The 5,719-nt window shown below is 62.3% G+C and carries 6 protein-coding genes; 3 read left to right on the top strand and 3 right to left on the bottom strand.

Annotated elements, in window-relative coordinates:
* The 3 genes from Q0216_RS09305 to Q0216_RS09295 all read left to right on the top strand — a co-directional run.
* Positions 1–501, top strand: a 501-nt coding sequence (locus Q0216_RS09305) for a Dyp-type peroxidase (protein ID WP_298594783.1), incomplete at its 5' end; no start/stop codon positions are given.
* 166 nt (positions 502–667) lie between these two features.
* The gene (tgt, locus tag Q0216_RS09300) at positions 668–1,978 is read left to right on the top strand and encodes a tRNA guanosine(34) transglycosylase Tgt (RefSeq protein WP_298594781.1); all 1,311 of its coding nucleotides are present in this window, start codon (positions 668–670) and stop codon (positions 1,976–1,978) included.
* Between the two features lie 32 nt (positions 1,979–2,010).
* Positions 2,011–2,520 carry an SRPBCC domain-containing protein gene (locus tag Q0216_RS09295; protein ID WP_060823945.1) on the top strand — a complete coding sequence of 170 codons (510 nt, stop codon included), beginning with the start codon at positions 2,011–2,013 and terminating at the stop codon, positions 2,518–2,520.
* Between the two features lie 123 nt (positions 2,521–2,643).
* Here the strand turns inward: Q0216_RS09295 and Q0216_RS09290 are convergent, their stop codons facing one another.
* The 3 genes from Q0216_RS09290 to Q0216_RS09280 all read right to left on the bottom strand — a co-directional run bounded on the left by Q0216_RS09290 (position 2,644) and on the right by Q0216_RS09280 (position 5,220).
* Positions 2,644–3,351: a hypothetical protein gene (locus Q0216_RS09290; protein WP_298594779.1), complete on the bottom strand. Its 708-nt coding sequence runs from the start codon at positions 3,349–3,351 to the stop codon at positions 2,644–2,646.
* A gap of 114 nt (positions 3,352–3,465) precedes the next feature.
* Entirely contained in the window at positions 3,466–4,584 is a 1,119-nt protein-coding gene (locus Q0216_RS09285) for a phosphoglycerol transferase (RefSeq protein WP_298594777.1), read from the bottom strand.
* A gap of 102 nt (positions 4,585–4,686) precedes the next feature.
* On the bottom strand, positions 4,687–5,220 hold the full coding sequence (locus Q0216_RS09280) for an acyl-CoA thioesterase (protein ID WP_366139829.1): 534 nt from the start codon (positions 5,218–5,220) through the stop codon (positions 4,687–4,689).
* Positions 5,221–5,719 lie beyond the last annotated feature (499 nt).

Genomic DNA, 5,719 nt, shown 5'->3' with positions numbered 1-5,719 from the left:
TCCATCATCGGTTTTGTGGACGGCACCGAGAACCCGCAGACCCCCGCGGCACGCGAATACTTCGGCATCATCGGTGACGATGACCCCGCCTACAAGGGCGGCAGCTACCAGTTCGTGCAGAAGTACATCCACGACATGACCGCGTGGAACGCCCTGCCCGTCTCCGAACAGGAGAAGGTCATTGGCCGCTCCAAGCACGACGACATCGAGATGAGCGAGGACGAGAAGCCCGCCGACTCTCACTCCGCTGCCGCCAATATCGGTGACGACTTCAAGGTTATTCGCGACAACATGCCCTTCGGCACCGTGGGTAACAACGAGCTGGGCACCTACTTCATCTGCTACGCCAGCACCTTCTCGACCGTTCGAAAGATGCTCATGAATATGTTCACCGGAGTGGATGGCGCCAACTATGACCGTCTGCTGGATTTCAGCACCGCGGTGACCGGCACCCTCTTCTTCGTGCCGACCGTGGACATGCTCGGCGACTTCGCCGGCTAACTGCGCAGGCTAATTTCGCTGGCTACGGCTAGCTGAACCTAGCCGCGCCCGGCTGTGCCCTCGCCCGACTGTACCCGCGCAAACCCCGCCTCCGGCAAGAGAGGCGGGGTTTTCCGGTAGGCTAGGGTGTAGACATTCAGACGGAAAGCAAACAATCGAGAGAAGAATGAGCGTTCTAGATAACTCTTTCCCCACCGAGGACTTTGGCTTCACCATCACCAGCCGCCTGGCGGACACCGCCTCCCCCAGCGCTGAACGTGTAGAAGCCAACGGCGGACAGTTCCGCGGACGCACCGGTGTCATCACCACCCCGCACGGACAGATCCAGACCCCCGCCTTCACCCCCGTGGGCACCAAGGCAACCGTCAAGGCGGTCCTGCCCGAATCCATGAAGGAGCTCGGCGCTCAGGCTCTGCTCTCCAACGCCTACCACCTGTATCTGCAGCCCGGCCCCGAAATCCTCGACGCAGCAGGCGGCCTGGGTGCCTTCATGAACTGGGACGGCCCGACCTTCACCGACTCCGGCGGTTTCCAGGTCATGAGCCTGGGCTCCGGCTTCAAGAAGGTTATCGACATGGGCACCGTCGCGGACGCTAAGGGCGCCGACGGCCGCCCCCTCGGTGACGACGACGTGGCAAAGGGCAAGGAACGCCTCGCCCACATTGACGACGACGGCGTGAACTTCAAGTCGCATATTGACGGCTCGATTCACCGCTTCACCCCCGAGGTGTCCATGCAGGTTCAGCACCAGATCGGTGCCGACGTCATGTTCGCCTTCGACGAGCTGACCACCCTCTACAACTCCCGCGGCTACCAGGAGGAGGCGCTCGAACGCACCCGCCTGTGGGCGCTGCGCTGCATCGCTGAGCACCAGCGCCTGACCGCAGAGCGTGTGGGCAAGCCCTACCAGGCGCTGTTCGGCGTCATTCAGGGCGCGCAGTACGAGGACCTGCGCCGCAAGGCGTGCCAGGATTTGGGTGCAATGCCTTTTGACGGCTTCGGCATCGGCGGTGCGCTCGAGAAGGAAAACCTCGGCACCATCGTGCGCTGGTGCGCCGAAGAGCTGCCCGAATCCAAGCCCCGCCACCTGCTCGGCATCTCCGAACCCGACGATATCTTCGTCGGCATCGAAAACGGCGTGGACACCTTCGACTGCGTCTCCCCCACCCGCGTGGCACGCAACGCCGCCGTCTACTCCCCCACCGGCCGCTACAACATCACCAATGCGCGCTTCAAGGCGGACTTCTCACCCATCTACGAGGGCTGCGACTGCTACACCTGCACCCACTACACCCGCGCCTACCTGCGTCACCTCTTCAAGGCGGACGAGCGTCTGGCGGCGACCCTCGCCTCCATTCACAATGAGCGTTTCATCGTGCGTATGGTGGACGACGCCCGCGAAGCCATCAAGAACGGTACCTACTTCGAGTACCGTGACGAGTTCCTCGGCAACTACTACTCCGGCAAGAAGCCCTAAACCCGCTCTTCAACCCGTTTAAGGAGAACCCTATGAGCATCACTCATGTTCCCGATGAGGAGCTTCTCGTCTTCGATCACGAAATCGCGGCCCCGGTCGAGGACGTCTTCGGCGCCTACCTGGACCCCGAGCTGCTGGTCCGCTGGTACGGCCCCGCCGGCTGGCACGTGCGCCCCACCGACGTTGTCGTGGAGCCCGTCGTCGGCGGCCTGCAGCGCCTGTCCATGATCAACGAGGTGGACCCCTCGGTGTCATGCATTCTGCAGAGCCGCTTTTTGAGCATTGAACCGTTCAAGGAGCTCGAATACGCCGAGCAGCTGCCCGACCACCTGGGCAACCCCGGCAGCGTGCTGGTGTACCAGCGTCACCGTTTCTTCCCCGAAACCGTGATTACCGCCGACGGCGTGGGAGCCGGCACCCGCATCGTCATTGAGATTGGCCCCATGCCCGCCTCGGTTCACGAGGAGGTGCGCACCACCTGGCGTTCGACCTTCGCCCGCCTGGATGATGTGCTCGCCGCCCGCGCACGCGGAGAGCTCTAACCCCCAGCTGATTGAGATAGCTTCGACACACAAGCGCCGCGTTGACGAACTATTCGTCAACGCGGCGTTCGTGTTTAATACCCGTGCCTTGCGGGATGTACCTTGGGGGGGGTGAGCCGTAAACTAGTTGGTCAGCTTCACGGTAATGACGGTGCTGCCACCATCCAGGGACACGCACTCGGGGGTCGCACGGTCCGCGCCATCACCCGGCTTCCAGTAGCAGCGCGCCGACATGACGGTACGCTCACCGTTCGCCTTATCGGTCACCTCGGCGGGGTTCTGCACCACAAACTGGCGGATCAGCTCACGCGCAAACAGGCAATCCACCGCACCGGAGGTCACCTGAACCGTAGCGTTGTGCTTCAGGTAGCCGGTGGCGTCCATGCTGCCGCAGCTACCGCCCGCAGACTGAACATCCGAACTGGACAGGCTCGCGGTGCTCGACGCACTCGCCACAGCCCTAGCCGAGGTATTCGCCTTAGCCGATGCGGAGGAGCTCGCCTGAACGGTCGCCGCGGGGCTTGCGGTGGTGATGGTTCCGGGGCTCACGGTGGCCTCCGCGGTGGCGGTGTGAATAGTACCGGCAGTCGGGGTGCTTTCAGTGACCGTTACAGTGCGGGTGGGGCTAGCGGTCGCCTTCGCGCTCGTAGCGCTCGGGCTAGGGGTTGCGGTGGCGCTCGGGGAGGCGGTGGTGGTGCCTCCGGAGCATGCCGACAGCGCCAGCAACAGCGTGGCACCGAGCGCTACGGGGCTGTAGCGCTTAGCGGTGCGGAGCGTAGTAGAACGAGCATGGGTAGAAGTCTGGGTAGAGTGCTTCTGTGCCGGATGCATGGTGACCTTTCTGCGTCATCGGTTCGGGTTCCTCACCAGTGTATTTTATAGACGCTACCTGTGAGATAGCTATACGGTGTCTGAGGAGCCCGCAGGGTGGCACCGCTAGGGCACTTAGCCTTCGTGCCTGCCACGCACCGTAATAGTGCGGCCGTTTCCGTCATGGCAGGTGATCGAGCCAGTCTCAATCTCGCCGAAGCAGGTCAGCTGATTGCCCTCAGTAGCGGGCACAGTCACCACATCCAGGGCATGCATCATCTTCGTGTTTGCGGTGGTGGTTTCCGCGTGCAGGGCCGAGGACTCATCCACGGTATTCACCTCGCTGGCGCCGGTCAGGAAGTTCATGCGAGTCACCTCCACCGGGCCGGCAAAAGTACGACCGACCACACCGTTACCGTCGCCGGTCTGCTCGCCGGTGCGGCGCTCGCACACCAGGGTTCCGTCCGCGGGGTTCAGCTCGCAGAGGGTGCGCTCATCGTCGCTCTTGAAACGGTAGTAGCCGGCACCGGAATCGTAGTAGGAGGGCTCCATGAGGAAGGGAATCTGGGGCGCATCCGGATTTTCCAGGCGCGCCACAAAGGCGACATCCTCACCGATGGTGCATTCGGGGGCGCCGCGATCCTCGCGACGGTTCTCAGCCATATCGGACTGCGGGTTCCAGTAGCAGGTGGCGTCCTGAACCTTCGCAACCCGGTGCTGGGTCGTGTTGTCGTCGGCACGCGGGGTGGTGACGTACTCGGTCAGCACGTCCAGGGCGTGGGCGCAGTCCACGGTACCGCGCAGCACCATGATTTCCGCACCAGTCTTCAGGTAGCCCTTGCGGCCAATGTGTCCGCAACGCTCACCGGCGGAGGCGCGCTCAGCCTCCACCTTTTCGGGTGCACGAGGCGTCTGGGCGGCAGTGGGGTTTGCGGCCGTTGCGGGAGTTTCCTTCGCTTCAGCGGGTGTGGAGGATTCGGAGGCCTTCGCCTCGGCGCTCTCTGCGGGGGCTGACACCCGAGTCTCGGTGACGGTCGGTTCGGTCTTCTTCGTTGGCGACGCCGTGGCGGAAGGGAGCGGGTACTGCGAGTGGTTAGCCGTGCTGGAGGGGCGGGGGCTCGACGAAGAGTTTTCGCTCTGAGAACCGCCAAAGCAGCCGGTCAGGGCGAGGAGCAGGGCGGCGGCGCAACCGGTGGCGCGCATCGTGCGGCGAACCCAGCCGGCGGAGCCTACCTGAGTGTGGTGAAACGACATCGTTATCTCTCCCGGTGATAGACCTTTTGCACCCTTTGCAGAAGGTATTTAAAGCATACGCTTAACCCCGTTCAATGCCGTTGTATTACAGCGGAGCGCCCCCTACTTCTGCGGCAGGTAGGAGCTCAGCAGTTCACGCTGCTCGGGAGTCAGCCGAGTCAGCCGCCCCGCCACCGAATCCCAGAACGCTAGCACGGTAAAAGCGCGCACGCATTCACGGCCGTCCACCGGGGAGAGGATCGAGTAGCCAATACGCACGGATGCGGCGCTGACCTTCTCCACGCTCAGGCGCACCGGCACGGGCTCACCGGTGTAGGGCAGCTGAGCCAGGTAGCGGATGCCGTGCTCGGCGATGAGCGCCTGCACGCCCTCGGCAACCAGGTCGAAAAGCGGAATCGGAGGCTGCGGCGCCACGGTCGGCTTCTCGCCAGAGGACGGCGGCGGGCCGAAGAGCGCCACGCGGGCTTCTTCCATGACCGAGAGGATGGCTACGTTGTTGACGTGCCCGTAGGCGTCCATATCGCCCCAGCGGGCGGGTACGTGCACCAGCAGTTCGGTGGTGCCGGACTCAGGGGCGGGGGTCTTTTCAGGGGTCTTTTCGGGGGTGTTTTCGCGGTTCTGTTCGTGACTTTGCATGGTTTTAACTCTACTCCCCCGCCGCTTTGCGCGGGCTAATCGCACAGATTCACAACATAAAACAAATGAACACAATATCTAGGATCAATGCTCTAAAAATATGTTCAGAAATTAAAATGATGAGGCTCGAAAGCTACGATGCTTTCGAGCCTCATCCAACACACAGACATTTGAACGCATACAAGATCATACGGTTCACTATCTATGATAGACCCGCTTCGGGAGCCCACGGTATTTTTACGGTTTTATTACGAGGAATCCCAGAAATTTTCCGTATTTTTCGTTTATTACCCGCAATGGCCGCGGACCACCCGGCTCAAGGTCCCAGGGAAGGTCTCAGGGAACAAAATCCCCAGAGCACAGAACCGCAGCTTCTAACGGCCCAGTTTCTAACGGCCCAGCTTCGCCGCAGTCTCCAGCGCGTGATCAGCGTCGTACTTCATGGCGTCGTACTCGGCAGTTGCCTGCTGAGCCTCCACGAAGGTCTGCTCATCAATCA

Source organism: uncultured Rothia sp. (assembly GCF_937976295.1).
In the GTDB taxonomy this organism is placed as follows: domain Bacteria; phylum Actinomycetota; class Actinomycetes; order Actinomycetales; family Micrococcaceae; genus Rothia.
This window is presented reverse-complemented; position numbering and strand designations above follow the sequence as displayed.

Excerpts from the sequence above, each read along its gene's own strand:
- Q0216_RS09285 (WP_298594777.1), bottom strand. The coding sequence starts at position 4,584 with ATGTCGTTTCACCACACTCAGGTAGGCTCCGCCGGCTGGGTTCGCCGC.
- Q0216_RS09290 (WP_298594779.1), bottom strand. The coding sequence starts at position 3,351 with ATGCATCCGGCACAGAAGCACTCTACCCAGACTTCTACCCATGCTCGT.
- Q0216_RS09280 (WP_366139829.1), bottom strand. The coding sequence starts at position 5,220 with ATGCAAAGTCACGAACAGAACCGCGAAAACACCCCCGAAAAGACCCCT.
- Q0216_RS09295 (WP_060823945.1), top strand. The coding sequence starts at position 2,011 with ATGAGCATCACTCATGTTCCCGATGAGGAGCTTCTCGTCTTCGATCAC.
- tgt (WP_298594781.1), top strand. The coding sequence starts at position 668 with ATGAGCGTTCTAGATAACTCTTTCCCCACCGAGGACTTTGGCTTCACC.